Genomic DNA, 24,069 nt, shown 5'->3' on the forward strand with positions numbered 1-24,069 from the left:
GTCGTGGAACAGATCCACTGAGTCCGAACCCGCAGCCGTCCCGGCGCCTTACCAGCTCTGCAGGGACTGTTTCAGATGCTTTCCATCTCCATGGGAGATACTGGACTGGTGGAACTCCGGCACCTCCGGCATTTCGTCGCGCTCGCCGAGGAGCGCAGCTTCACCGCGGCGGCGGCGCGGGAGCACATCGTGCAGTCAGGGCTGTCCACGTCGATCCGGGCGCTCGAGAAGGAGGTCGGCGCGCTGCTGTTCGTCCGCGGCACCAGACCGATCCGGCTGACCGCAGAGGGTGAGGCCCTGGTTCCGGCGGCTCGCCGTACCTTGGAGAGCGCGGCCGCGGCGCGGCAGACGGTTCAAGAGGTGCACGGCGTGCTGGCCGGGCAGTTGCGGATCGGGGCCATGCAGACGACCGGGCACACCCTGCCGTTCGCGAGCTGGCTGGCGGAGTTCGCGACGACGCATCCGCAGGTCGATCTCTCGGTGGTGCAGCGGTCGACGGCCGAGATGGTCGCGATGGTGCTCGATGGCGGTCTCGACTGTGGCCTGGTGGCGCTGGTCGACGACGAGCCGAGCGGGCTGGACGTCGTACCGCTGCTCGCTGAGCCGATCGTCCTGGCGTGCCGGCCTGATCACCGGCTGGCCAAGGAGTCCGGCGTTCACCTGGAGCAGCTTGTCGAGGAGCGCTTCGTCGAGGTGCCGCCGACCTGGTCGACCCGGGCTGACACCGACCGTGCGTTCGCGGCCGCGGGTCTGCAGCGCCGGATCGGGTGCGAGGTCAACGAATGGGTGATGCTGCTGGACCTGGTGACGGCCGGCGCCGGCGTCGCCCTCGTACCGCAGGGTCTCGACTTCAGCCTGCACCCGCGGTCGGCCGAAGCGCTTCAGCTCGTCCCGTTGGCCGGGGTCGAACTGGAGCGCCGGGTCGATCTGGTGCTGCCCAGCGGCCATGCCGCCACGCCGGCGGCGCGGCGGTTCACCGAGTTGGTGCGGTCGAAGGTCGGCGGTGCTTGAGGTGGCCCTGCCAGCGGACTGTCGGTAGCAGCGCGGCCGGGTCGACGCGGTCCTTGTTGGCGGAGACGATGTCGAACATCGACTCGATCAGGGTGTCCGAGAGCAGGTGCGGCTGGAGGCCGAGGCCGACCAGGCCGGTGTGCTTGACGGTGTAGTAGTGCTCGGCCTGCTCGACGCGTGGGTTGTCCAGGTGCTCGACCTGGACCGGACCGGGGAAGCACTCGGCGACCAGGACGGCGAGCTGCGACACCGAGTAGCTCTCGGTCATCTGGTTGAAGACCCGGAACTCGCCCGCGTCCGCCGGGTTCTCCACCGCGAGCCGGATGCACTCGACGGTGTCCCGGATGTCCAGGAACCCGCGGGTCTGCCCGCCACTGCCGTAGACGGTCAGCGGCTCCCCGAGCACCGCCTGGATGGCGAACCGGTTGAGCACCGTGCCGAACACGGCGTCGTAGTCGAACCGCGTCGCCAGCCGCGGGTCCAGCACGGTCTGGTCGGTCTGCTGCCCGTACACCACGCCCTGGTTCAGATCGGTGACGCGCATCCCCCAGATCCGGCAGCCGAACTCGAGGTTGTGCGAGTCGTGCACCTTGCTGAGGTGGTAGAACGAGCCCGGCTTCTTCGGGTAGAGCATCCGGTCCGTGCGCCCGTTGTGCTCGACCTCCAGCCAGCCTTCCTCGATGTCGATGTTCGGCGTGCCGTACTCACCCATCGTGCCGAGCTTCACCAGGTGGATGTCCGGGTTCGTCTCGGCGATGGCGTACATCAGGTTCAGCGTGCCGACCACGTTGTTGTGCTGGGTGTAGACAGCGTGTTCGCGGTCGATCATCGAGTACGGCGCGGCGCGCTGCTCGGCGAAGTGCACGATCGCGTCCGGCGCGAACTCCCGCACCACCCGGTAGACGAAGTCCGCGTCGAGCAGATCCCCGACGTACGCCGGGATCTGCCGGCCGGAGACCTCTTCCCAGGCCGCTACCCGACTTTCGAGATCCTCGATCGGGACCAGACTCTGGACGCCCAGCTCGCGGTCGTAACCACGGCGGGCCATGTTGTCGAGCACGGCCGTGTCATGGCCACGGTCGGACAGGTGCAGTGCCGTCGGCCACCCGAGGTAGCCGTCACCGCCCAGGACGAGTACGCGCACGGCTCGGCCGCCTTCCGTCGGGAAACGTCGTCACATTCCTTCCTATCCCGAGTACACACTCCAGTAACGTGACCAGAGCCACCTATTCGCTGGTAATCGGCTGAGAATCTCGGTCGTACTGCCGCCGGCTGGTGTGGGGGTGCAGAATAGGCGGCGATGCGTGTACTCACCAAGGCCTATCTCTCCCGCAGCCGATTGTTGCTGTGGGCGAAGTACTCTGCATCCTCCGTGATCGCCACCGTGGTCAGCCAGGTCGCGTTCGCCCTGTGTTACTGGTTCGGTACGCCGGCGCTCGTCGCCACGCTGGTCGCGTGGATCACCGGCGTGATCCCGAACTACCTGCTGAACCGCCGCTGGACCTGGGGCCGCGTCGGGCAGAAGTTGCCGTACACAATCATCGTGGTCGGATCGGCGGTCACGGCCGCGGTGGTCACGTCCGTGACCGATCACCTGGTGCAGCCGCTCGAGTCTCACGCCTGGCAGACGGTGCTGGTGACCGGCTCGTACCTCGCGACCTACGCGGTGCTGTTCATTGTGAAGTTCGTGCTGTTCGACCGACTGGTGTTCGCCAAGCCCGTTGCCGACCCCGTCGAAGCACGTACTCCCGTAGCCACGTAGTCGTCATCACCCGCCCGTAGTTGGCGCCGTACACGACCCCCGGGCCCTTCTTGCTGCTCCCGTCACCGCGGCGGCGCATCGTCATCGGCAGCTCCACCACGCGGGCGCCGAGCGCGAGCACGCCCAGCAGCAGCTCCGACGACTGGTACTGCGGCTCACGCAACGTCACCGCTGTCGCGAGCTCGGCCCGTATCGCGCGGAACCCGAACGACGTGTCGGTCAGCTTCTTGCGGGTCAGGATCGACGCGAGTACGGCGAACACCCGGACGCCGACCCAGCGCAGCCGGCTGTCCGCGTCCTCCGCCCCGAGGCGGCGCGACCCGGTGACGAAGTCGGCCCGGTCGAGCAGGATCGGCTCCAGCAGGGTCTCCAGCTCGTCGTTGTCGTACTGACCGTCCGCGTCCGTGGTCACGACGTACTGTGCTCCGCCTTGTGCTGCCAGGTGGTACCCGAGCCGGAGCGCGGCGCCCTGACCACGGTTGCTCGGGGCAACACATACGTACGCACCGTGCTCACGGGCGACGTCGGCGGTGTTGTCGGTGGCGCCGTCCACGACCACCAGGACGTCGACCGGGAGGCCGGCGCAGGTCTTTGGCATGTTCGTGAGTACTGGTCCGATGCCGCTCGCCTCGTTGTAGGCGGCGATGACTACTACGACTGGAGCGAACTCTGTTGTTTTTAGGCCCTTTGCGGCTTCGGAATCCACGGTGTCGGGGTAGTCCGCCATCGGAGGTCGTGCCTGGTCCTTGCCGAGCAGCGCCCGGAGGCCTATGGCGCCTGCCAGCGGGAAGAACACCAGTCCGGGCAGTTGGTAGCGCCAGGAGAACTCAAACGCCGCTGAGCCGAGCAAGAGGATGACACCAGCCGCAACAGGCAGCAGAGCGGCTGCACGGAGCTCCTTAGCCCTTGCTACTGCGGCAAGAGCGATCAGTACGCACAGTGCGAGCAGTGTGCCGGAGGTGTAGCCGCCGTGGAGCTGGTAGTTCCGCAGAATGACCGCAGGTACGTGGGAGACGTGTGGCTCGGACCCTCCCCATTTCATTGCAGCCAGTGTGGTGTTGGGGTCTTTGAGGTTCGGGTACGTCAGCTGGAACTGCCAGCGGTCCAGCGGTACGTCGTCAGGCTCGCTGGTGCGAGTGGGCGCGAAGCCTTTGGCGAAGTCCTTCAGTGCCGCCCAGGTCACGTCGAGCGGCTGGTGCTTGATGACTTCGTGTGCGAACTCGGTCGCGAGTTGCCGCTTCGTCGTACCGGGTGGAAGTGGGCCGGGCCAGTTGGGGTCGCCGTAGTGGTCGTGGGCGTAGCTGTCCACGCCCAGGCGTTGCCCGAGCGGCTCCTTCGGGCAGAACAGCCGCGTGCCCTCGTTGAGCGGGAGCTTGTCGCAGTTGGCGACCGTGGCGGTCCGCCCGTACAGGACCTGGTTCTCGGCGCCGGTGAAACCCCAACGGCCCGTTTCCGCGTGGTAGTACCCGGCGTACGCGGCGAAGACGACACCGAATCCTGCGACGGCGGCAGCGGTACGGCGTACGCGCTGCTTGCCGCTCACGATCAGGTAGAGCACGACGGCGATCAGCAGGACCAGGCCGATCGCGCGCACCGTGAACGCGGCGCCGACGAGTACGCCGACGATGCCGGCGCGGCGCCAGCCCGGCGCGCCTTTCGCGAGGAGCAGCCACAGGATCGCCACCAGGATCACGTCGAACGTGGTCTCGGCCATGATGTTCTGCTCGATCTGCACCTGGTACGCGTCGAGCAGGATCGGTGCGGCGGCGAACGCGGCCAGCCAGCGATAGACAGTGAGCCTGCGCGCCAGCGTGTAGATCGCGATACCGAGCAGCAGCCCGGCGAGGTGCTGCACGATTACGACGAAGGTCAGTCCACCGATCGCCACCAGCGGTCCGAGCACGAAGTCGTACCCGATCGGATTCAGCTGATCCGGGCTCAGCTTGCCCATGTTGGTCAGGTACTGAATGGAGTCTGTGTAGATGATCGCGGGCCGGTACGCGACGGTCGCGAGGACACGCAGTACCAGACCCGCCAGCAGGAAGACGGCGAGCAGCCAGTGCTTGCGCATGTTCCTTTGAAGCTTGCTCACTGGGTTTTGAAGTACTGCCACGTCCGAGCCAGACCGTCCTCCAACGAAACCGTCGGCTTGTACCCAAGATCGTTGGTGATGTCCACGACCACGGCCGGCATCTCGCCCGCCGGCGCCTCGACATGCTCGGCCGGCACCGGGCACCCGGTCACCGCCCGCACCGCGTCGATCATCTCCAGCACCGACACCGACCGCCCGGATCCGATGATCGCGCGCCCGTCGTACCTGCTGTCGAGCGCGAGCAGCACCCCGTTCACCACGTCGTCGATGAAGACCAGGTCCCGCCGCTGCCGCCCGTCGCCGTACACCCGTACGCCGGTACCGCCCAACGCCGCCCGCATCATCCGCGGCACGAAGCTGTCCTTGTGCGACATCCCCGGCCCGTACACATTGGTGAACCGCAGCGCCGCGGTCGCCATCCCGTAACTGCCCGAGTACGCCGACAGCAACATCTCACCCGCCGCCTTCGTCGCGCCGTACGGCGTCAACGGCCGCAGCGGAAGATCCGCCGTGATGGTCGCCGTACCGACATCCCCCACGACCGCGTTCGTCGACGCCAGCACGAACCGGTCCACACCACTACCGCGACTCAACTCCAGCAGCACCTGCGTGATCGTCACGTTCTGCGCGAAGGTCTGCATCGGCGCATCGACCGACCGCAACACCGACGTCAACGCCGCCAGATGCACCACCGCGGTAGGCCGCGTCTCGAACGCCCCAACACAAGTCTCCTGCTCCGCAAGATCCCCCGTCACCACAGTCACCCCGTCATCCCAAGAGGAATCCGGCGGCTCCCGATCCACCGCAGTAACCAACACCCCCCGCCCCCGCAACGCCCCCACAACAGCCCGCCCCACAAACCCCGACGCCCCCGTGACCAGCACACGTTCGTCCATACCCTCAACCTACCCGCGCCCCCACACCCCCGCCCACACTCATCCCCATCCACCATCCGATCACGAGGCGTCACCGCGGTCGGTGGTCTGTGCGGGTACGCGGTGCTGTTATCCGTTGGACCCCAGGGCCGCATCCGCCAGATCGGCCAATTCCTTGAGCCGAGCGATTCCGCCGAACCGTCCGGGAAGATCCTCCGGGAGACGCTTCTCCGCATCGGCGACAAGACCGTCGCGAAGCAACGCCAGAACCCGGGTCCGCACCGGAGGCTCGAGTTCGCCGATGTTCAGGAAGCCGATGTTCTCTTCGTCAACTTCCCGCAACTCCTCTGCGATCGGCTCGCCGTCGAGCCTCGTGACGAGATAATCCAACACGAAGTTGAAAGCCCACGACGGGACATCCCACCGATCACTCTCACCAAGCTCAATCGTCCCGGCCATCAAACTCCTCGTCTCCGACGATGAACACACGCGGGTAGTACCCACCGAACGTGTCACGAATCCGCTCCCGCTGTTCAGGAGTGAACCTTGCAACATCGATTGGAACGTAATCCGCCTTCTCCAAGTGATGCTCTACCTTCGTCTTGAAATGCTCCCACTGACGATCGAGATACCGCGCGGAGAAGTTGCCGACGGCATCATAGGTACGTCCGTGCGAGTCGATCCAGTCGTATGACTCGTCGATCCGAGCGCGCTCTAGACGAACGTCTCGCTGGGATTCGATGCGCACGGCTGTCTCGGCTTCACCATGCCGGAACTTGCCGATCGCAGGATCGTATCCAAGTTCATGCCAATGCCGATCGCGATCCACTGTCGTCGCCGGTACGTCGGCGCTCGGCTCCCGGCCGGCAGGCCTCTCGTCCTTCTCACTTGCATCCTGGGTTTGCGCAGGGTCCTCACCACCTCGATCAGAACCCTTGAGAGCAGACACCTGGTCAGAAGGATCCCGAACGGTCGGGGTCGCGTCGTCGCTCGTGATGGTGCTGTCTCTGTCCGTGTTGGTCGGAGTTGCGGTGTCGGTGGGATCGGTTGAGGCGCCGGTCCCGTCGGCGCTGGATTCGGCTGACTCGTCGGGCGACGGCCTTGGGGCATCCCGGGCTGGGTCTGACGTTGGTTCTTGCGCGGACTCATCGGCCTGGGCTGTAGCGGTTTCGCGGTCGTCGGTGGCCATTGACTTCGCGCTGTCCGGCTCCTCGGTCGCTCCGTCCGCCGTACGGGCGCTGACTTCACCAGCTGAGCCCGCAGCACCTTCATCCGCGCTGCCTTGGTCGGCCCGCGAGGCCGAGTCGTCTTGCCTCACGTCGGCCTGACCGGCCGCTGGAGCGTCCGTCGGTTGGGGCCCTCGGCCTAGGTCGGGTTCAGGGAGGGGATTGCTGAGGTATTGCAGGCGAGCCAGGGTGTCGTCGTGGTGCATGTGGGCGCGGAGTTCGGGGGGATAGGACGCGAAGGGGTCCTGGTGGGAGTCGGTTGAGGGCGGCTCGGGAGGTTGGTCCGACGGATGACGGTCGACCTCCTGGCGGTCTTCGGGCTCTGTGCGCTGGTCGGGGTCTCGGTGCTGGTCGGAGGCTCGGCGCTCGTCGGCGGGGTTGGGCTGTGGTGGGCGGTCGTTTCGGTTGGAGGAGGTTTTGGGTGCGTTGGTGAGCTGTGGGCGGTGGTTTGGAATCGGGTCGCCGTCGTGCCGAGGTGCGGAGCTGTCGGGGTGAGAGGTGTCGGGGATGGAGTTGTCGGCGCGGGGGCGGCGGCTATCCATGGGGGCTGGTGGCCTCGTCGAGAACTCGTACGGCGTGGGCGTACTTCTGACGCAGACGGTCTTGGGTTGCCGGATCCAGCCGGCTCTGGCGGGACGGGCTGCTGTTGTGTTCGATGTCGGCTCGCTTGACGAGTACGGCATCGGGCGTTCGGGTGAGGCGAGTCAGATAGGTGTCGTGGGATTCGCCGGGTCGGCGGGTGAGCGCGTCGACCATGTCCACGACAGGAGCGGGTACGCCGAGGTCGCGCAACTGGTCAAGCGTGCAGCCGGTGTCTTCCACGGTGTCGTGAAGCAGCGCCGCGATCTGCTGGTCCGCACGGGCCCCGTTCGCCCGCGCAATCGCCGCCGTACCGCGGACATGATCGACGTACGGCGCCCCGCTCTTGTCCACCTGCTCCCGATGAAGAGCCGCCGCGAGTTTGTCGGCGCTCTCAACGCTGTCAACCGGACCCGTGAGGTACGAGTACGCGTCCGCCCAACGCGTGAACAACCCATCCAGCCGCTCATCCACAGCCGCCAACGGAACGAACCGCTCGACCGTCTCCGCATAGTACGAGCGCTGCTTCGCGACCCGCGGATGCGTGTGCAACCGCTGCACATTGCTGTACCGATCCGACAGCTTCAACACCAACACGTCCCGCGGCGCCCGCGCGAGCTTCTCCAGGTACGTCGTCCGCACGTCACCCTTCGACTCACCCGAACGAACCTCCGGAATCGTGACCGCATCCACCAACCCCGCCGTACGCTCCCCAAACCGCGCGACCAAGTCGCCCCGTGTACCCGCAGTGTCCTCGACCACGTCATGCAGCAACCCAGCCCTGAGCAGATCGACGTCCTGGACGCCGAGTCCGCTCGCCAGTACCTGCAGCACTTGAAGCAGATGCTGCCAGTAGGGTTCGCCGGCCGGTCTGGTCTGACCTTCGTGCCACCCGACCGCGGCATCGAACGCCACGTCCAGTTCGCCAACGATCTGATCCGGAACGACCGCCCTCAGGTCGGTCTCCGCAGCACTCCAGTCGCCCCAACCGGGGAAGATACGCACGTCAGCCATGGAGCGCACGGTCCCGGTAGTCGTCCCACCCGGGAAGATCGAACGGAACTGGCTCATCGGCCGTGACCTCGTGGAACTCGAACTGGCCGGCCATCCCTCGCTCCCGCAGCGCCGCCCCGGCCTGTTTGATCACCTCGCGTGCGGCCGCGTCGTCGGCATAGCGGCGGGCATCTACGACGAACGCCGCCTTGAGGTCGCCATCGACCACCGCGTCCCCGATGCCGACCCACAGGTTGTCCGCGTCAGTCATGCCATCTGCTCCTTGTCTCGTCCTGGTCCAGGGCCGCCGCCTCGGCTTGCATGGGAGGGGGTGTCTGCGGTGGTGGCCAGGTCGAAGATGTAGTGGTGCCACGCGTCAGGGATGTGTAGACGGCCGGCCGCTGCGATGAGGCGGGATGTGGGATCTGGCGCACCCGAGAGTTTGTCGATCGCGGCCGACAGGTTGCCGTCGCCCCAGAGGAGTTCGGCGGCGGGCAGGCGGCTGCCGGCACGGACGGCGTAGCTCAGCAGTTGCTCGTCGATGGTGGTGCCGTGCAGGTCCAGGCCGCGGGCTTGCCAGGTGGAGGTCGTTGGGTGCGGGCGGTCTCGACGGCCTTGCCAGTGGTACAGGGCCGGCGGTACGTCGGTGAAGCGGTAGCGGCCGGCTTGCCAATAGGTTTCCAAGGCGACTGGACATGCAGGCGCGCCGCCGGCCAGTGCGCGTGTGACGGTGTCCGCCAGATGTTCCGCCAAGGTGTCCGGTGCGTAGTCCGCGCGGATCAGGTGTGATCGGGCGCCGACCGCTCGGGTGACCGCTTCGGCCACGACGCATTCCCGGAGGCGGTCGGACGCGCCCTCCGGAAGCAGCGGACCGGACCGCAGCAACGGCCTGGGGAGGCCGGCGACGTGAGCAACAGTGAGGAGCTCCACCCACAAGGTCAGTTGCGGGGAGTCGGCAAGCAACGCAGTTGCATCGCCGATGGCGCGAGTGCTGCAGGGCGCGACTTGGCAGACAGCCCCGCAGGCAGCCGTCCGGCAGGCGGTGGTGGCAACGGTCGGTGGTGAGGCCAGGCGTTTTTCGCGGGGTTGACCGTAGGGGAATTGGAGGAGGATAGGGCGGTCCATGCCGTCGGTGAAGGTGGCGGCTTGGCCGGGTGGGAGGGAGACTACGGCTCGGGATTGGGGGGTGTCGAGGTTCATGGTGGCGCCGACGGTTTCGCGGTCGTCGGCGGCGGGGAGGCGGTGCAGGATCTTGAGGGCGGAGTTCTTGACGACGTCGGGGATGACCTTGGCGGGGATCTGCTCGGCGACGACGATGCCTTCGCCGTACGCGCGGATCTCGGCGAGCAGGCCCGCGAACATCTCGACCGCGTGACCGGCGGTGCCGCCGGCGTCGCCAGTGCTTGCCTTGAGCAACCGGTGGGCCTCTTCGACGACCGTGACGTGCCGCAGGCCGGAGGCGGGCCCGCGGCGGACGCGGAGGTGTTCGATCAGGCGGATCAGGACGACGCCCATGCAGAACGCCTTGTCCTGGTCGTCGCCGACGTCCTCGAGTTCGAGTACGACGTTCCGGCTGAGCAGGTCCGCGACGTCGAGCGGGTGGCCGCCGCCGAGGAATCGGCCGGGCGTTCCGAGGAGCAGGGAGGTGAGGCGGACGTCGACGAAGCCGCGGACGTCGGCGGCGAGTTCAGCGCCGTACCCGATGTCGTCGACGACCTGGCGGGCGGTGAGCTGCAGATCCGCGAGCGTGGGGTACTGCGGTCCGCCGCGGCTGAGCGCGAGGTCCCAGCCGTACGACGTGTAGCACCGGGTCAGCGCCTGACTGAGTACCTGTGGAAAAGGTTCGTTCGCCTCGAAGGCGGCGAGGAAGAGCGCGCGGACGAGGTCGAGGTGTGTCTGCAGTGGGAACCCGGCCTCGGGTTCCAGCGGATTCAGGCTCAGCGGCACGGCGTCCGGATCGCCCAACCGCACGACAGCGACACTCGATTCCGGACCCAGCCGGCCGGCCATCCCGGCGTACTCCGCCTTCGCCGGCTCGATCACCAGCCACGGTACGTCGGCCGCCGTCAGGCCCTCGAGCAGGTGGCGGATCGTTTGCGACTTGCCCGAACCGGTGGCGCCGGCAACGAACGCGTGCCGGTTCAACGTGTCCCGCGAAACGGTCATGGTCCCGACCGCGCGCCCCGACGCGTCGATGACGTCACCGAGCGGGATCCCGTCCGGCGGCGTCTCGGGCGTCAGGTCGAAACGCACCTGTTCGACCACGCGGACACCGGCGATCTCCCGCACCGGCGGCCGCGCAACCGCCGCCAGCAACTCCCCAGTCGCCTCGAAGGCGCGACTCTCAGGGTGAACAGTCAGGGCGTACGGCGTGGCGTGCAAGTCAGCCGTCCCGGCCAAGGTCCGCGCCGCCAGCGCCGCGCCGGATTCATCAACCCCACCAGCAAGAATCTGTACCGACCACAGCCCGCCCTGCGCCGCGGAGAAGTCCCGGTAACGAGCCCGGCTCCGCTCGAGCTCGAGTGCGTCCCGACCCGAGATCTTCTCCCGGTCCAGCCCGATCGTCATCCGCAGATGAAGATCGTCGAGCAATTCGCCCCGCTCCTCCACGCCAAGCGGCGAAGCCCGCACCAGCCAAGCGAAAGCAGGCAACGCCTCAGCAAGATCCTCGAGCGTCCCAGCGGGCTCGACCTCGGCCTCTGGCAGCGCAGTGAGTACGTCGTGCACGCCGTCCACACCCACCCAGCACGGAAACTCAACCTCGTCCGCGGCGACCGCCCGCGCACCCACCGGGTAGGAAACCGCGCCGTCCACAGGCTCAAGACCGACCCGAACCTCGATCGGCCCACCGGCAACCGCCCGAGTCCAGCAGCAACTGAACGGCTGCCCCGCCGACGCCTGCAACATCAGCGCAGGCAACAACCCGCGCCGAAGCGCCGTCAGCCGTTGCGCCACATCCGCGTCCGGCCCGCCCGCCAACGGCACCGAGGCAACACGCCACCGCGGAACACCAGGAGCAATCACGAGGCACCCAACCGCGGATCGCAGTCACCGAGCCGAGGACTCGCCGGATCCAGCGGATCCACCATCACAAACGCGGTCGGCGACAACCCCTGCAGCACCGTCGGCTCGACGGAGTACTCGTACGTGCGCTGATACCCGACCGACGTACTCTCCGTGGTCCCGCTCGACGCCGAGCTCGACACCGCCTCCGACCACGACGTACCACCGGTGGTCGACGACGAGGACTGTTCGCCCGAGGTCTTGGACCCGGATCGATGCCGCCGACTGAACAGCAGCCCGAACGTCGCCTGCCGGCTGTCGGAGGTCTGTACGCCGACCGAATCGCTCGTCGACGCGCTGTTGCCGCGCGTCGTGCTGTCCGATGTCGACGTGGACGTGTTCGTCCCGTGTGAATAGGTGAACTGGCTCGCGACCAACCGGTGCTGCCGCCCGATGAAGGTCGCGGCCTGCTCCGCCTCCTTCGCGTTCCCGAGGCGCATGAACAGTACGGCGTCCCCGCCACCGAGGAGCTCTACCGCGCTGTCCCGCAGATGGGCGAACAGCAGTACGAGACGGATGCCGTTGCGTCGGCAAATGCTGTCGAACCGCTCCAGCTCCGGCCGCGCCACCGCATCGGCTCCGGCGATCACCACGATCCGCTCGCCCCGCCCCGACAACTGGCCGCGCTGGATCCGGACCATCGTGATCTGGAACAGCAGATGCCTGAGCAACGACGCGGTGAGTTCCGGCTCGCGATGCGAGAGCTCGAACACGCGCAGCGAGACGTCGTCGTCCTCCCACCCGTCCATCGGCGCGTCGCCCGTGACCGCGGCCAGCCGCTGCACACCCGCAGCCAGCCGGAACAGCCGCGCCTCCGCCGTACGCCGAGCAGCCTCGCTCAAAAGATCGGACAGCCTTGTGTACTCCGCCCGCGTCAACGAAGCCCGCTGATCCGGCGTCAGCTGCCGCAGCAGCACCTGGAACGCCAGGTGCAGTCTCGTGAAGGTGACCGGCGCATCCGTCAGGCACTCGACGACCTGCTGCACCAAGGTCGCGTCGACACCACGCGACTCGCTCTGCTCCGGCTCGGCCGCGCGCAAGCCTTCCGCGACCACGACACCGATCTCGTCAGCGCTCAGACCGGCGAGGGGGTTCAGCGAACGCGCCTCGTCCGGTACTACAGCCGACCGGATAGGCGCATCGTGGTCAGAAGCCATCTGGCGCAGCGGCTCGATCACGGCGTCCTGTGTGAGGTCGAGAACCACCAGCCGCCCGCCGGCGCTCATCAGCGAGCTCCCCATCGCGAGCAACGCAGCACGCCAGCCCGCCGCGGTCCCGCCGTACAGGTCGACGCGCTCCTTCGTCACCGGGCCGACCGGCACCCACGGGCGTACGGCGCTGACCTGCAGGGACCTGGTCTGCTCCCGATCGCTCAGGTCCTGCTGCCACGCCTGCACGTCGCGCTCGAACCGGGCCATCGTGCTGACACAGTGGGCCAACCACAGCTGATGCTCCTTGACGGTGGCCCGTCTGAGCAGCTCAGGCCGCCCCCAGCACAACCAGCCGAGGCCGATCGCCACTGCGGCAGGCACGAGCGCCAGCAACGGATCCACGACGACACCCACCACCCCGGTGGCGACGACGGCCGCGACCATCGCCCAGGTCAGAACAGGGCGCATCCGCAGCGCAGCGGCACGCTTTGTCTCGAGCGTCGCGAGCTCAGACGGCGGCGGTACGGCGGGAACAGGCGGGTCCTGCTGCTCGACGACCACGACCTCCCGCCCGCGGTACTCCCAGCCCCACTGCTCGGCCTGACGGGTCGCGACTGCCGGCTCAGCCATGCGCCACGCCGTTCAGCCGGTCCAGAACCACGCCACGCGCCAGCTCTGCCAGGATCGCCTCCGCCTCCTGGACCGTTGCCGATGCGCGGCTGACTGTCGAGTCCCGCTCCGCATCGTCGGCTGTGGTGAACCGCCGGCGACATCCGGCACAGTGCGTCGCCGCCATGTCGGACCACGCCCCGCAGTACGAGCAACGCCGTGCCTGGAGGAGGCGCTCGGCTGTGGACAACCGTCGACGTTCGAGCAGCGCACGCTGCCAGCGCGCCTGTGCCTGTGGCAGGTACTCGACCAGTTGCCGATCCGTGAAGCTCTTCCCACCGCCGGCCAGCGCCGCCGAGGTCAGCCTCGCGGCGGCGTCCCGGTGGACTCCGGTCGCTTTCCCGATCGGACCGACCGTCACCAGCAGCGGGAACCAGCCGAGCGTCTGCAGGCGCAGCGCCGCGTCGCCACGATTCCAGCGCAGGGACATGGTCGAGGCGTCGTCCGGATCCGCGGTCCAGCCGGCCGGGCGCAGCGCCACCTCGAACAGCGCTCGCTGCGGTGCGTCCAGCGCCGCGTGGGGCAGGAGCAGATGGGTGTGCTGCCGACGGACCGTCCCGGCACGCTCCACAGCCACGACATCCTCCCGAGAATGTGCGGCCTCCCAGCGGACCGCGCAAGGTAACTGTAGTTACCGCCTGTGCCTGTCGCAGCCCGATCCCGTTGCCACTTGTGGAAAACTCCGGCCCGATGCGGACCGAACGCGACGAAGTCTTGACCGCGCGTGATCGGCGGGAGACGATTCCGGCCGGGCGTGGGCTGACAACCTTGTCATCGGGGCCGCGTACCTATGCCGGTGGACGGGGGCGTCCCGTGGTGCCGGCCAGATGTGCAAGGAGCGTCGATGAATCTCCGCCGCCCACTGGGGCTCGTCACGTCTCTCACGCTGGTTGTGACACTGTCTGTTGCCATGACGCCAGCGCATGCCGCGTCACCTGCTGCCTCGGAGCAGCCGGTGGTGAGCGGTTCGTCGTACTTCACCTCGTTCGAGCCAGGTCAGCCGCAACCGGGGTACACCGACGCCGTCGAGAGCGGCCCGGACGGGAAGCCCCGCACCGACGGGGTGCGCGGCCCGACGCCGACCGGGATCGGCGGCAGCGAGATGGACAAGGTCACCAAGGTGACCGCGAACGGCGAGAACACCGGTGGCGGCGAGATCGCCACGAACGCCGCCGACGGCGACAAGTTCACCAAGTGGCTGGTGTTCCAACCGACCGGCTGGCTGGTCTACCAGACCTCGGCCCCGGTGGTGATCAGGAAGTACGCGCTGACCTCGGCGAACGACGCGGACGGCCGCGACCCGCAGAACTGGACCATCTCAGGTTCGAACGACGGCACCACGTGGACCACGCTGGATACCCAGACCGGTCAGAGCTTCGAGAACCGGTTCCAGACCAAGGAGTACAGCTTCGCCAACGACACGGCGTACACGTACTTCAAGCTGGACATCACGCTGAACCACGGCGAGGGCATCGTCCAGCTCGCCGACTGGTACCTGTCGAACGGCGCCCCGCTGCCACCACCCGGTCCGGTCGCCGAGTCGCGGCTGGACTCCGGACCGACCAGCGCCTACAACGCTCGCGCCCGCGTCGGCTTCACCGGCGTCAAGTCCTTCCGGTACGCCGGACACCAGGACAGCACCGGCCGCGGCTACACCTGGAACAAGGTGTCCGACGTCGACCTGTTGGTGGGCAAGGACACCCGCCTGTCGTACAAGATCTTCCCGGAGCACGTCGAGGGTGATCTGAGCTACCCGAGCACGTACGCGGCGCTCGACCTCGCGTTCGACGACGGCACGTACCTGAGCGACCTGAAGGCCAAGGACCACCACGGCTTCGACCTCAGCCCACGCGGCCAGGGCGACTCCAAGGCGCTCTACACGAACCAGTGGAACAACATCGAGGCCGATCTCGGCAAGGTTGCCGCCGGCAAAACGATCACGCGGATCCTGGTCGGGTACGACAAGCCGTCCGGGCCGGCCGACTTCCGCGGCTGGATCGACGACGTCCGGATCGCCGCCGCGATCAACCCGGACCGCGCGGCGCAGAAGACCGCGGCCAAGCATCCGTCGGATCTCGCGCTGACCACCCGCGGCACGAACGCGACCGGCGGTTTCTCGCGGGGCAACAACTTCCCGGCAACCGCCGTACCGCACGGCTTCAACTTCTGGACGCCGGTGACGAACGCCGGGTCGACATCCTGGTTGTACGACTACGCCAAGGGCAACAACGAGACGAACCGGCCGACCATGCAGGCGCTGTCGATCAGCCACGAGCCCAGCCCGTGGATGGGTGACCGGCAGACCTTCCAGGTGATGCCGTCGACGGCCGACACCCCGACCGCGGACCGGAAGGCTCGCGCCTGGTCGTTCAGCCACGACAACGAGATCGCCCGTCCGTACTACTACGGCGTCACGTTCGACAACGGCAACGCGGCCGAGATCGCGCCGACCGACCACGCCGCGATGCTGCGGTTCAGCTTCCCGGCCGGCAAGGCGTCGCTGGTCTTCGACAACGCGAACAACGGCGGCGGCCTGACGCTCGACCCGGCGACCGGTGTGGTCACGGGGTTCAGCGACATCAAGAGCGGCCTGTCCACCGGTGCCGGCCGGCTCTTCGTGTACGGCGTCGTGGACCAGAAGGTGATTGCCTCGGGCAAACTGTCCAACGGCGGCGGCGCGAACGTCGGCGGCTACTTCATGTTCGACGCCAAGACCACGCAGGTCCAGCTGCGGCTCGCGACCTCGCTGATCGGTACCGATCAGGCTCGGAAGAACCTGGAAATGGAGCTTCCGGCCGGATCCAAGTTCAGCAAGGTGAAGGACGCCGCGCAGGCTGCCTGGGATGCCAAGTTGAGCACGATCGAGGTCGAGGGCGCGACAGCCGACCAGCTGACCTCGCTGTACTCGAACCTCTACCGGCTGTTCCTCTACCCGAACAACGGCTCCGAGAACACGGGATCCAAAGACAAGCCGGTCATCACCTACGCGTCGCCGACCTCGCCGAAGGTGGGGACCGACACCCCGACCACGACCGGTTCGAAGATCGTGGCCGGCCAGACGTACGTGAACAACGGGTTCTGGGACACGTACCGCACGGTGTGGCCGGCGTACTCGCTGTTCGCGCAGGACGAGGCGGCGGATCTGGTCAACGGATTCGTGCAGCAGTACAAGGACGGCGGCTGGATCTCGCGCTGGTCCTCCCCCGGCTACGCGAACCTGATGGTCGGTACGTCGTCCGACGTCGCCTTCGCGGACGCCTACCTCAAGGGCATCAAGGGGATCGACGTCCAGGCGATGTACGACGCGGCGGTCAAGAACGCGTCCGTCGTACCGCCGTCGCAGAACGTCGGCCGCAAGGGCATGGACCTGTCCACGTTCAACGGCTACACCGCCAACACCACCGGTGAGGGCTTCAGCTGGTCGATGGACGGCTACATCAACGACTTCGGCATCGCGAACCTGTCGAAGGCGCTGTACGACAAGGCGAAGAAGAACGACCCGCGCAAGCAGGAGTACCTGGACAACTACAAGTACTTCCTGAACCGGGCCCGCAACTACGTCACGCTCTACGACCCGACCGTCGGCTTCTTCCAGGGCAAGGGCCCGGACGGTGTCTGGGGCAACTCCCCGAGCACCTTCGACCCGCGGGACTGGGGTCACGACTACACCGAGACGAACGCGTGGAACATGGCGTTCTCCACACCGCAGGACGGGGCCGGCCTGGCCGCGATCTACGGCGGGCGGGACGGTCTGGCGAAGAAGCTCGACGAGTTCTTCGGTACGCCGGAAGACGCGCTGCACACCGGCGGGTACGGCGGCACGATCCACGAGATGCTCGAGGCGCGTGACGTCCGGATGGGGCAGTACGGCCACAGCAACCAGCCGTCGCACCACATCACCTACATGTACGACGTGGCGGGGCAGCCGTGGAAGACGCAGGCTCTCGTGCGCGAGGCGTTGTCGCGGTTGTACACCGGCTCGGAGATCGGGCAGGGGTACCCGGGTGACGAGGACAACGGCGAGATGTCGTCGTGGTACCTGTTCAGCTCGCTCGGCTTCTACCCGCTGCAGGTCGGTTCACCGTCGTACGCGATCGGCTCGCCGCTGTTCACCAAGACGACGGTCCGGCTGGCCGGCGGCAAGAAGCTGGTGATCAGCGCGCCGCAGAACTCCTCGAAGAACGTCTACGTCAAGAGCGTCAAGGTCAACGGGAAGAACTGGACCTCGACCGCGCTGCCGCACGACCTGATCGCAAACGGCGGCAAGATCGAGTTCGAGATGACCGACCAGCCGTCGAAGTGGGGCACCGGCCGCAACGACGCTCCGCCGTCGATCACCAAGCCGGGCGAGGACCCGACGACCTGGCGGGACTCGACCTCCGACACCGGCGCGGTGATCGGTGCGGGCGGCGCCGACGTTTCTGCGCTGATCGACAACGACTCGAAGACACAGGTCACCCTGACCGGAGCCGCGCCGACGGTCACGGTCGCCCTGCCGCAGGGCCGTCCGGTCGGCATGTACACGCTGACGAGCGGTGCGACCGGCACTGGTCCGTCGGCGTGGACGCTGGGGGGCTCGAACGACGGTACGACGTGGACGACAGTCGACCGCCGTACCGGGCAGAGCTGGGCGTGGGCGTCGTACACGAGGTCCTTCAGCATCAGCTCGCCCAAGGCGTACACGCAGTACCGGCTGGTGCTCACCCCGGCGGCAGGCGCCGACGGGGTCACGCTGTCCGAGATCGAACTGCTCGGCACGCTGAAGGGCGTCGAGACCGGCACCCACCCGAGCGACCAGCGCGTCGCCGAGGCGAAGCCGAGCCCGACCCCGTCCCAGCCGATCGACCGGAACTACGGCTGAACATGACCCGAGGGCGGCGGCACCTGCCGTCGCCCTCGCTGTGGTCCACCGCCGGAGCCTGCCCCTGAGAGGTTCCGACGGAACTTAATGAGGGGTGGCGGTCCCCGCCCGGACTGCCACCCCTTCATCCCTATCGACGCTCGAACCCTGCCGAGGGTTGCCTCAGCCCAGAACTGTCCGCATGTCGGACAACGACAGGAACCAGACCAGGTTCACGGCCAGCACTCCGGCCGTCGTGACGACCGCGAACACCCACCCGAGACCGGCCCGCAACGCCAGCACGGGCAGGGCCAGAGCCGTCGCCACACCCCCGAGCTGTACGGCGAACAGCGCGCCACCGTTCTCCACCGCGCAACTCACCCCGGTCGGCGGGCACAGCGGCGCACCGAACTGACGCATCAGCGCGTACGCGACCCCTGCCATCACGCCGACGAAGACCGCCTGCAGGGCGACCCTGCCGATCGTCCGGGCTTCCATGGCACCACGGTAGGTACGGGACAGGTCCAGCGCCTGAGCAGAACTACTCAGCCGGACCAGCGGCCGGTGAAGAAGCCGGCCGCCCAGATGGCCGCCAGGGGTATCGCCACGGCCAGGTAGAGGCGGCCGATCCACGGTCTGCGTCTGGCCAGGACCGCAAGGCCGATCCACAGCGGCCACATCAGCAGGGTGGCCCGGGTGAGTGAGTAGATCCAGAACGACGTACAGAACGCACCGATCGTGGCGGCGACCCAGGCTGCCTCACCCCAGGACCGGCGCCAGAACAGCCAGGCGAGCAGCACCAGTGCGACGAACAGCGTGACCAGCTCGGCCCGGAACATCCAGGTCCAGTCACTGCGGTCAGCCGGGAAGTGGCCCTTGCTCGCGGCCTCGAACGTATGCATCAGCGAGATCCACGGCCAGGTGAACTCCCGCGCCCAGCCCTTCTCCTGCGCGTCCTGCCAGGCGAACCAGGAGCCGTGGATCTGCTTCAGGTACGCCATGAAGCCAAGGACCGGTACGACGGGCAGCGCCAGCCATGGCAGCGACAGCCAGTCACGCTTCTTCGAGGTCACGAACTCGACGAGCAGCGCGAAGATCAGGAAGAGCCCGGACACCCGCACTGTGGACGCCAGCGCGACGAAGACGGCGGCACGCGCCCAGCGTCCCTGTCGTGCGGCCAGCCAGGCGGGGAACGCGAAGGCGCAGAACAGTGCCTCGGTGTACCCGGCCGCGAGGAAGACCCCGACCGGAGCGCCGTACCAGATCATCGCCGCGTTCGGGCCGATGCCCTTCAGCTCCGGGAACTCGTACTGCGCCAGGCGCGCGAGGTACACGCCCGCCACGGCGCTGGCGACTGCCGACACCACGATGCCCGCGGCAACGTAGCCGATACCCGTGTAGCTGACCAGCCGGACCAGCAACGGGAAGCCCGGGAAGAACGCGGCCAGCGGCGCACCGGACGGCTCACCGTTGTTGTAGCCGAACTCGGCGACCGCCTTCAGGTGCCAGACGTCCCACTGCAGCCAGGCCTTCCACACGTTCGGGTAGTCGCTGCCCCGGTTGAACATGAGTGGCGCGGACAGCGACAGCACGAACAGCGCCACCCGGGTGACCAGCCACCACCCGAGCACCTCCCGGGCCAGCGGCGTCGGCATCCACCGCTGCCAGCCAACCCCGTCGACCCGCGCCCGTCGAGCCCGCCGCGGCCGGGGCTCACCGGCAGCGGAGCGCTCAAACACGCCACCACCGCCGCACACCACAGTCCGCCCGAGTCACAGCCCTATCGTCCCTCATCCGGGATGCACCGGCCGGAGCCGTGCCCAGACGCTACTGACTGCCGGCAGGCGTTCTGGGCGTATCGGTGGGTTTGGTCGGCCCACCGGTCGGCAATGACGGGATGACCGGAGTTGTCGTCGTCTGCGTCGGCTTGGTCTTCGTCGGCCTGCCGGTCGGCGTGCTCGGCGGCGGGGTGCTCGGCGGCGGCGTACTCGGAGGCGGGGTACTGGGTGGAGGCGTACTCGGCGGCGGCGTACTCGGAGGCGGCGTGTACGTCGGGGTCGACGTGTCCTTGATCTGGTCCTTGTCCGGAGCGTTGAACTCGGCCTGGGGCACACCGTCGAGGGCCGTCTTCATGAACGCCAGCCAGGTCTGCAGCGGCCAGTTGCCACCGAAGAAGGCCGGGTCGTTGCTGTACGGGTCGAGGTCCGATTCACCGGTCGCGCCGGCCCGGTACAGCACCGAGGTGGATTCCTGGGGCGTGTAGCCCGTCCACCACGACGTCAGCGTCGCCGAGCCGTCCTTACAGCCGTCGCACTTCGCGTTCGCCGCGCGGTCCTCGACCGCGACACCACCGGCGGTGCCGGTCTTGCCGGCCACCGCACGGTCCAGGTCCTTGGCGCCGGTGCCGGTGCCCTTCTTGACCACGTTTTGCAGGGCGTAGTTCACCAGGTTGGCGATCTCCGGCGTGAAGGCCTGCTTCTGCTGCTTCATGACGCTCGCGTCCGACCACAGCACCTTGCCGTCCGGGCCGCGGACTTCCTTGATCACGTGCAGCGGCGTGAACTTGCCCTCGGCGGCGAACGTCGCGTAGGCGTTGGCCATGTCGACCGGCGATGCGTACGCGTCCGGCCCGAGCACCGTTGCCGGTGCGCCCCTGTCCTTCTCCAGCGTCTTCGACGCCGGGATGCCGGCCGCCTCCGCAGCGTCGACCACCTTCGCCGGGCCGTTCTCCATGGCGTTGTCGACCAGATCGTAGAAGGCGGTGTTGATCGACTGCTCGGTCGCCTTCATCAGCGTGACGTCGCCGTAGTCGGTGCTGAGCTCGTTGCCGAACTTCTGCCCCTTGACCACGATCGGGCTGTCGCCCTGGTAGATGTCCCAGAGCGTCTTCCCGTCCTTCAGCGCCGCGGCCAGCGCGAACGGCTTGAACGACGAACCCGGTCTCGCCTTGGTCGTGGCCCAGTTCAACTGACTCTTCAGGAAGTCCGGTCCGCCGTACATCGCCAGCAACTGACCGGTGCCCGGCTGTACGGCGGCCATCCCGACGTGCAAGCCGGCGTTCTTCTTCGGCTGTTCCTTGGCGGCGGCCAGGATCTTCTTCTGCTGGCTGTAATTGAAGGTGGTGGTCACCTTCAGGCCGCCGCCGGTGATCGCGTCCTCGTCGAAGCCGCGTTGCACCAGTTCCTTGCGAGCCATGTCGAGCAGGAAGCCGTTCGGGCCGGCGTACCGGCTGCTCTTCTTCTTCATCTTCGACAGGTCCGGGAGCCTGTTGGCGTACTGCTTCTCTTGAGCCGCCGTGATCGTGCCCATCTGCTGCATGCCGTCGAGGACGTAGTGGTACCGCTCGATGATCCGCGCCTTGGTCCGGGGGTCGGGGTCCGTGACGTCGAACAGCGTCGGGTTGTTCAGCACCGTCGCGAGCAGAGCAGCCTGCTGGACGGACAGGTTGTTCGGATCCTTCACATCGAAGTAGGTGGCCCCCGCGGCGGCGATGCCGTACGCGCCCTGGCCGAAGTAGATCGTGTTCAGGTAGCCCTCGAGCGTCTTGCTCTTGTCCTGCTGCCGGCCCAGCTTGGTGGCGATGAACAGTTCCTTGAGCTTGCGGGAAACCGTCCGCTCCTGGGTCAGGTACATGATCTTCACGTACTGCTGGGTGATCGTCGAACCACCCTGCAACTGCTGACCGCGGGCGATGTTCACGGCCGCGCGGACCATGCCGCTCGGCGAGATGCCCGGGTTGGTCCAGAACGTCCGGTCCTCGGCCGCGATCACCGAGTCCTGGACGCGCTTCGGGATCTGCGACAGCGGCACGGTGTGCCGGTTCTGCTCGTAGAAGGAGCCGAGCGGCTGACTGCCGTCGGAGTAGCTCACCGTGGTGGTGTTGGTGGCGAACTCCTTGTTCGGGTCCGGGATCTTCGTCGTCTGGTAGATGACGAAGAAGGCCGCGACCGCGCCGATGATGCCGAGAAAGACGAGTGCGGTCAGCCAACCGAGCACCCGGACCGCCCAGTGCTTCTTCCGCCTGCGCGGCGGGGCGGCCTTCCTACGAGCTTCACTCACTGTGCAATCCTCGACGATCTCGCTGAAGTCATTGCCCCACAGACTACGGTGGGTGTGGTAACAGGCCCGAATCCGCTCCGGATGCTAGCAAGCAGGTCCGGCCGGACCCAAAGTCGCTGCAAACGGTTACCCCGTGACGTGCGGTGCGAGCAAAGTCACGGCGATCAGCGCGGCCGGGAAGCAGGCCAGGAACATCGTGAACGTGTAGCCCATGATGTCGCGCGCCTTGAGGCCGAGGATGGCGAGCGTCGGCAGCATCCAGAACGGCTGCAGCAGGTTCGCGCTCGCCTCGCCGAGGTCGTAGACGACGACCATCCAGCCCGAGTCGACCCGCAGTTCGTTCGCCGCCTGCAGCACGTAGGGCGCCTCGATCACCCACTTGCTGCCACCGCTCGGGACGAAGATGCCGAGGACGCACGAGTAGATCGCGACCAGCGGCGGGAACAGGAACTGGTTGCTCGCGTGCACCAGCCACCCGGCGAGGCGCGCCGAGATCCCGGTGTACGCGATCATCCCGAAAATCCCGCCGTACAAGGGGAATTGGAGCAGTACGCCGGCTGCCGCGGGAGCACCGTCGCGCACCGCACGCGCCATCCGCCACGGCCGCCAGTGCAGCAGCATCGCGAGCAGGAACAGGATCAGGTTGACCGTGTTGAGGTCCAGCGCGTTGAAGAAACTCTTCCCACTGAAGTAGCGGACGAGGTAGACCGCGCCGAGCAGGACGATCAGCAAACTGAACAGTGGTGAATGCTCGAGCCAATCACCGGGTCTACGCGTCTCGCTCCTTTGACCGTTGTACGCCGACCCGCGGCCGATGAGCGGTTTGAGTTCGATCCCGATCTGTTCCGCGGTCCGCGCATTGCCCTCGCCCGGCGCGACGAACCACGCCATCCCGACGCCGACGGCGTACACGATCAACGTCGCGACGACCGCCTGCCAGGTGAAGATCGTGTCGCTGAGCGGGATGAGGCCGCTGGCATGACCGCCGGCCTTGATCACCTCCTGCACCGGCGGCGGACTGCTGCTCGCGCTCGCCACCTGCAGCGCCGCGGAGCCGGACAGCCCCTGCGCCCACACGGTCCCGAGCCCGAGGAACGCCATCGCACCGAGCGCGCGATAATCCGCCTTCGGCACGTTGCGGGCCACCTCGCGAGCGAGGATCGCCGCGAAGATCAGACTGAAGGCCCAGTTCAGGTACGACGCCAGCATCGCGACCGCGGCGACGAAAGCGACTGCGGTCCGCGGGCTCTTGGGAATCCGGGCGAGCCGGGTGATCAACCGGGCGATCGGTCCGCTGGTCGCGACGGCGTACCCGCCGATGATGATCATCGCCATCTGCAGCGTGAACGTGATCAGCGACCAGAACCCGATGCCCCAGGCATCGATCATCCCGAAACCCTTGGTCGCGGCCGGGTCGTCGGGTCGTTTCAGCAGCGGCTCGCCGGTGACGAGTCCGAACAACAGCACCACGAACGTGCCGACCAGGACGAACCCGAACGCGTCCGGCAGCCACTTCTCGGTGAACGCGGTGAACCTCAGCGCCAGCCGGGCGAGGGCGCCCTCGGCTTCCACCTCGGACTTGGCGTGCTTCCCATGACTGTCGGTCATTACCGTCCGCTCCCGGGCTACGACGCTGAGTGTCATTCGATTAACGCAGATCGGCGACTGACGTAACAGGTTTCCTGGGCGTGCCGCTCGGCGAAGGTGACAAAGGTCTGGTTTGTCAAGAGTTGTCCACAGGCCACCGGT

At 67.4% G+C, this 24,069-nt stretch carries 17 protein-coding genes; 3 read left to right on the forward strand and 14 right to left on the reverse strand.

Features of this window, described 5'->3' with window-relative positions; genetic code table 11:
• Positions 1 to 108 precede the first annotated feature (108 nt).
• Positions 109 to 1,011 carry a LysR family transcriptional regulator gene (locus tag ACWF0M_RS15210; RefSeq protein ID WP_452236261.1) on the forward strand — a complete coding sequence of 301 codons (903 nt, stop codon included), beginning with the start codon at positions 109 to 111 and terminating at the stop codon, positions 1,009 to 1,011.
• Here ACWF0M_RS15210 and ACWF0M_RS15215 read toward each other — a convergent pair.
• A complete protein-coding gene (locus ACWF0M_RS15215; protein ID WP_452236262.1) occupies positions 974 to 2,155 on the reverse strand; it encodes an NAD-dependent epimerase/dehydratase family protein in 1,182 nt (393 codons plus the stop codon). The two genes, ACWF0M_RS15210 and ACWF0M_RS15215, sit on opposite strands and share 38 nt — an antisense overlap.
• Before the next feature lie 156 nt (positions 2,156 to 2,311).
• Here ACWF0M_RS15215 and ACWF0M_RS15220 point away from each other — a divergent pair, with 156 nt between their 5' ends.
• On the forward strand, positions 2,312 to 2,773 hold the full coding sequence (locus ACWF0M_RS15220; RefSeq protein ID WP_452236263.1) for a GtrA family protein: 462 nt from the start codon (positions 2,312 to 2,314) through the stop codon (positions 2,771 to 2,773).
• Here ACWF0M_RS15220 and ACWF0M_RS15225 read toward each other — a convergent pair.
• The 9 genes from ACWF0M_RS15225 to ACWF0M_RS15265 all read right to left on the reverse strand — a co-directional run bounded on the left by ACWF0M_RS15225 (position 2,685) and on the right by ACWF0M_RS15265 (position 13,998).
• On the reverse strand, positions 2,685 to 4,844 hold the full coding sequence (locus tag ACWF0M_RS15225) for a glycosyltransferase (protein ID WP_452236264.1): 2,160 nt from the start codon (positions 4,842 to 4,844) through the stop codon (positions 2,685 to 2,687). The genes ACWF0M_RS15220 and ACWF0M_RS15225 overlap by 89 nt on opposite strands.
• A gap of 17 nt (positions 4,845 to 4,861) precedes the next feature.
• On the reverse strand, positions 4,862 to 5,761 hold the full coding sequence (locus ACWF0M_RS15230; RefSeq protein WP_452236265.1) for an NAD-dependent epimerase/dehydratase family protein: 900 nt from the start codon (positions 5,759 to 5,761) through the stop codon (positions 4,862 to 4,864).
• A gap of 108 nt (positions 5,762 to 5,869) precedes the next feature.
• Positions 5,870 to 6,199: a hypothetical protein gene (locus tag ACWF0M_RS15235; RefSeq protein WP_452236266.1), complete on the reverse strand. Its 330-nt coding sequence runs from the start codon at positions 6,197 to 6,199 to the stop codon at positions 5,870 to 5,872.
• Positions 6,183 to 6,929: a hypothetical protein gene (locus ACWF0M_RS15240; protein WP_452236267.1), complete on the reverse strand. Its 747-nt coding sequence runs from the start codon at positions 6,927 to 6,929 to the stop codon at positions 6,183 to 6,185. Before ACWF0M_RS15240 ends, ACWF0M_RS15235 begins: the two co-directional genes overlap by 17 nt.
• Positions 6,930 to 7,500: 571 nt before the next feature.
• Positions 7,501 to 8,559, reverse strand: a complete 1,059-nt coding sequence (locus ACWF0M_RS15245; RefSeq protein ID WP_452236268.1) for an HD domain-containing protein — start codon at positions 8,557 to 8,559, stop codon at positions 7,501 to 7,503.
• Entirely contained in the window at positions 8,552 to 8,809 is a 258-nt protein-coding gene (locus ACWF0M_RS15250) for a hypothetical protein (protein ID WP_452236269.1), read from the reverse strand. The genes ACWF0M_RS15245 and ACWF0M_RS15250 overlap by 8 nt, the downstream gene beginning before the upstream one ends.
• Positions 8,806 to 11,562, reverse strand: a complete 2,757-nt coding sequence (locus ACWF0M_RS15255) for an ATP-binding protein (RefSeq protein WP_452236270.1) — start codon at positions 11,560 to 11,562, stop codon at positions 8,806 to 8,808. Before ACWF0M_RS15255 ends, ACWF0M_RS15250 begins: the two co-directional genes overlap by 4 nt.
• Positions 11,559 to 13,382, reverse strand: coding sequence for a hypothetical protein (locus ACWF0M_RS15260; RefSeq protein ID WP_452236271.1), 1,824 nt, complete (start codon positions 13,380 to 13,382; stop codon positions 11,559 to 11,561). The genes ACWF0M_RS15255 and ACWF0M_RS15260 overlap by 4 nt, the downstream gene beginning before the upstream one ends.
• Positions 13,375 to 13,998: a hypothetical protein gene (locus ACWF0M_RS15265; RefSeq protein WP_452236272.1), complete on the reverse strand. Its 624-nt coding sequence runs from the start codon at positions 13,996 to 13,998 to the stop codon at positions 13,375 to 13,377. Before ACWF0M_RS15265 ends, ACWF0M_RS15260 begins: the two co-directional genes overlap by 8 nt.
• Before the next feature lie 333 nt (positions 13,999 to 14,331).
• On the opposite strand from ACWF0M_RS15265, the gene ACWF0M_RS15270 reads away from it, so the two are divergent.
• Positions 14,332 to 18,282, forward strand: coding sequence for a GH92 family glycosyl hydrolase (locus tag ACWF0M_RS15270; RefSeq protein WP_452236273.1), 3,951 nt, complete (start codon positions 14,332 to 14,334; stop codon positions 18,280 to 18,282).
• Positions 18,283 to 18,444: 162 nt separating this feature from the next.
• Here the strand turns inward: ACWF0M_RS15270 and ACWF0M_RS15275 are convergent, their stop codons facing one another.
• The 4 genes from ACWF0M_RS15275 to ACWF0M_RS15290 all read right to left on the reverse strand — a co-directional run bounded on the left by ACWF0M_RS15275 (position 18,445) and on the right by ACWF0M_RS15290 (position 23,928).
• Positions 18,445 to 18,759: a hypothetical protein gene (locus ACWF0M_RS15275; RefSeq protein WP_452236274.1), complete on the reverse strand. Its 315-nt coding sequence runs from the start codon at positions 18,757 to 18,759 to the stop codon at positions 18,445 to 18,447.
• Positions 18,760 to 18,806: 47 nt separating this feature from the next.
• A complete protein-coding gene (locus tag ACWF0M_RS15280) occupies positions 18,807 to 19,916 on the reverse strand; it encodes a mannosyltransferase family protein (RefSeq protein ID WP_452236275.1) in 1,110 nt (369 codons plus the stop codon).
• Positions 19,917 to 20,088: 172 nt separating this feature from the next.
• Positions 20,089 to 22,320 (reverse strand): transglycosylase domain-containing protein, encoded by a 2,232-nt coding sequence (locus ACWF0M_RS15285; RefSeq protein WP_452236276.1) that lies wholly within the window; start codon positions 22,318 to 22,320, stop codon positions 20,089 to 20,091.
• A gap of 126 nt (positions 22,321 to 22,446) precedes the next feature.
• Positions 22,447 to 23,928 carry a short-chain fatty acid transporter gene (locus ACWF0M_RS15290; protein WP_452236277.1) on the reverse strand — a complete coding sequence of 494 codons (1,482 nt, stop codon included), beginning with the start codon at positions 23,926 to 23,928 and terminating at the stop codon, positions 22,447 to 22,449.
• Positions 23,929 to 24,069: the final 141 nt, after the last annotated feature.

The organism is Kribbella sp. NPDC055110, from assembly GCF_053607525.1.